Source organism: Pseudomonas tehranensis, assembly GCF_014268615.1.
Taxonomy (GTDB): domain Bacteria; phylum Pseudomonadota; class Gammaproteobacteria; order Pseudomonadales; family Pseudomonadaceae; genus Aquipseudomonas; species Aquipseudomonas tehranensis.
The window spans coordinates 1-3658 of sequence record NZ_JABWQV010000367.1 but is presented as its reverse complement, the minus strand read 5'-3'; the positions used below and the strand labels follow the sequence as shown (position 1 = coordinate 3658).

The window sequence follows — 3658 nt, the reverse complement described above, 5'->3', positions numbered from 1 at the left end:
GTGGGAGCGGGCTTGCTCGCGAAAGCGGTGAGACAGTCAGCAGAGATGTTGAATGTGATGGGCTCATCGCGAGCAAGCCCGCTCCCACAGAGTTGAGTGTTGAGTTGGAATTTCTTTAACCACCCGGAGCCCCGGCCCATGCACAAGCTCGACCGCTATGACCTCAAGATCCTGCAGGTCCTCGCCGAGGACGGGCGGATCACCAAATCGAGTCTGGCCGAGGCGATCAACCTTTCGGTGACGCCGGCCTGGGAGCGGGTGCGCAAGCTGGAAATGGCAGGGCTGATCACCGGTTATCGGGCGCAGATCGACTGGGGCGCGGTGTTCAAACGTCAACAGGTGCTGGTGGAAATCACCCTGGCCCGACACACCGCCCAGGACATGCGCCGCTTCGAGCAGCGCATGGCCACCGCCCCGCAAGTGGCGTTCTGTTACGCCACCGGTGGCGGGGTGGATTACCTGGCGATGATCCAGGCGCCTGACATTGATCAGTACCAGCGCTTTGTCGATCAACTGCTGCTCGAAGACCTCGGCATCGAACGCTACTTCACCTACGTCGTCACCAAAACCATCAAGACCAGCGGCGCCTTGCCGGCGGAGTTGGCCGAGCCATCCTGAGCACCGCAGAAAATCCGTTTTTGCCGCCTCGATTCAGAAAAAAACCAGGATTTGCTCCACGGCAAACCTCCGATTACTCAAGCACCGCTGCCCTAGCATGGTTCCACGCACACGGTCTGGAGTGAACGTCATGACTTATCAACATCCGCTGCTGTTCAAAGCGCTTTGTTACATCGATGGACAGTGGGTCCACAGCGACAGCGGCCACAGCATTGCCGTGCACAACCCCGCCACCCGCACGGTGATCGGCCATGTGCCGATGCTGGATCAGCCGCAGATTGTCGCGGCGGTGGATGCGGCCCAGCAAGCATTCCCGGCCTGGCGTGAACAGAGCCTGGACGCCCGGGGCAAAATTCTACGCCGCTGGGCGGCGTTGATCGTCGAACACAGCGAAGACCTGGCGCGCATCCTCAGCCTCGAGCAGGGCAAATCGTTGGCCGAGTCCCGCGGCGAAATCGCCTATGCCGCCAGTTTCATCCCATGGTTCGCCGAAGAGTCCCGGCGCTTGTACGGGCAGAATATCCCCAGCCATATTCCCAATGCTCACCTGGGTACGGTCAAGGAACCGGTGGGCGTCTGCGCGCTGCTGACACCGTGGAATTTCCCTTCGGCGATGATCACCCGCAAGGCGGCCGCCGCCCTCGCTGCCGGTTGTACCGTGGTGATCAAACCGGCCCATGAAACGCCATACTCGGCTTTGGCCTTGGCCCAACTGGCCGAGGAAGCGGGATTTCCCGCCGGGGTCGTCAACGTGGTATTGGGTGAGCCGCAGATGACCATGGAAACCCTGGTCAAGGATCGCCGTGTCCGCTCAGTGAGTTTCACCGGCTCGACTCGGGTCGGCAAACTGGTGCTGCAAGCCGCCGCCCATGACGTGAAGAAAGTCGCCCTGGAGTTGGGCGGCAACGCGCCGTTCATTGTCTGCGCCGATGCTGACCTGGCGCTGGCGGTGAAAGTCGCCGTGGAGGCGAAGTTCCAGACCTCGGGCCAGGATTGCTGCGCGGCGAACCGGATTATGGTGCAGCGCCCGGTTTACCAGGCGTTTCTCAGCCGTTTCGCCGCGGCGGTACGGGCGTTGCGGGTCGGCCCGGCCATGGTCGATCAACAGGAGCAGGACGTGGACGTCGGCCCGCTGATGCATCAGGCCGCGCTCGACGTAACGGCCGATCGGGTCGCCGATGCGCTGGCCCTTGGCGCCCAGCGCCTGGTGGGAGGAGAAGCCCATGCCTTGGGCGGGTTGTTCTATCAGCCGACGGTGCTGGCTGATGTCACGCCGCAAATGCGTATCTACCGCGAAGAAAATTTCGCGCCCATCGCCGGGGTGATGCCATTTGACACCCTGGATGAAGCCATCGAAATGGCCAACGACACCGAATACGGGCTGGCGGCCTATATTTGCTCCAACCGCCTGGACCTCATTTATCCACTGATTCGCCGTCTCGACCACGCCATGGTCGCGGTCAACGGCGTCAAGTTCACCGGCCATCCGATTCCCTTCGGTGGCATGAAAGCCTCGGGCCTTGGCCGCGAGGGTGGCAGTGAGGGCTTCGAGCCCTTCGTCGAAACCAAATACTTTTGCCTGCACCATCAAGGCCAGTTCCCAGGAGAGCCCGCATGAGCCAAGAACTCAACACGCTGTTCGAACAAGACCGTGCGCATTTCATGCACCCCTCGACCCACGCCCACGATCACGCCAGTGGTGCGCTCAAGGGCCGGATCATCAAGAGCGCGGCGGGCATCCGCATTCGCGATCATGAAGGCCGTGATTTCATCGACGCCTTTGCCGGCCTCTACTGCGTGAACATCGGCTACGGTCGCACCGAGGTGGCCGATGCCATCTACAAGCAGGCCAAGGAGCTGGCCTACTACCACACCTACGTCGGCCACTCGAGCGAGGCGATCATTGAACTGTCCAGTCGCATCATGGACTGGGCACCAGAGGGGATGAAGAAGGTCTACTACGGTCTGTCCGGTTCCGATGCCAACGAAACCCAGGTCAAGCTGGTGCGTTACTACAACAACGTGCTGGGCCGGCCGCAGAAGAAAAAAATCATCTCCCGCGATCGTGGCTACCATGGCTCGGGCATCATGACCGGCAGCCTGACTGGGCTTGCGACCTTCCACCAGCATTTCGACCTGCCAGTGGAAGGGGTCAAGCACACCGTGTGTCCCCACTGGTATCGCAAGGCCCCGGCGGGGATGGATGAAGCGGCGTTCGTGCGTTACTGCGCCGATGAGCTGGAAAAAATGATCCTGGCTGAAGGGCCGGACACCGTGGCGGCGTTCATCGGTGAACCGTTGATGGGCACCGGTGGCATCATTGTTCCGCCGGTCGGTTATTGGGATGCGATCCAGGCGGTGTTGAACAGATATGATGTGCTGTTGATTGCCGATGAAGTGGTCTGCGCATTCGGCCGCCTGGGTTCGAAAATGGGCAGTCAGCGCTACGGCATGAAGCCGGACCTGATCACCACCGCCAAAGGCCTGACCAGCGCGTATGCACCGTTGTCGGCGGTGATCATCGGGGAAAAGGTCTGGAGCGTGATCGAAAAAGCCTCCCAGACCGAAGGCGCCATGGGGCACGGCTGGACCTATTCAGGGCATCCGATCTGCGCGGCGGCGGCACTGGCTAACCTCGACATTCTCGAGCGGGAAAACCTCACGGCCAACGCCGAGGATGTCGGCGGCTACCTGAACCGCCGGCTGCGTGAAAGCCTCGAAGGCCATCCGCTGGTGGGTGAAGTGCGCGGTGATGGCATGCTCGCGGCGGTGGAGTTCATGGCCGATCGTGAGCAGCGCAGCGCTTTTGATCCGGCGCTGAAAGTCGGCCCCAGGGTCTCGGCCGCCTGCCTGGAACGCGGCATGATCGCCCGCGCCATGCCCCACGGCGACATCCTGGGCTTCGCTCCGCCACTGATCCTGACCCGCGAAGAGGCGGATCTGATCGTCGACATCACCAAAGCGGCTATCGATCAGGTGGCGGGTGAAGTGTTGGCTTAAGCCTGCTTTAAATGTGGGAGCGAGCCTGCTCGCGAAAGCG

3 protein-coding genes are annotated in these 3658 nt (G+C 61.7%); all 3 read left to right on the top strand.

Translation table 11 applies throughout. The features are described 5' to 3' along the window. Positions 1-138: 138 nt before the first annotated feature. The 3 genes from HU811_RS25880 to HU811_RS25870 all read left to right on the top strand — a co-directional run bounded on the left by HU811_RS25880 (position 139) and on the right by HU811_RS25870 (position 3618). Positions 139-618, top strand: coding sequence for an Lrp/AsnC family transcriptional regulator (locus HU811_RS25880; RefSeq protein WP_186658904.1), 480 nt, complete (start codon positions 139-141; stop codon positions 616-618). A 130-nt stretch (positions 619-748) separates the two neighbouring features. Next, positions 749-2236, top strand: coding sequence for an NAD-dependent succinate-semialdehyde dehydrogenase (locus HU811_RS25875; RefSeq protein ID WP_186658901.1), 1488 nt, complete (start codon positions 749-751; stop codon positions 2234-2236). Next, entirely contained in the window at positions 2233-3618 is a 1386-nt protein-coding gene (locus HU811_RS25870) for an aspartate aminotransferase family protein (protein WP_186658898.1), read from the top strand. Before HU811_RS25875 ends, HU811_RS25870 begins: the two co-directional genes overlap by 4 nt. Positions 3619-3658: the final 40 nt, after the last annotated feature.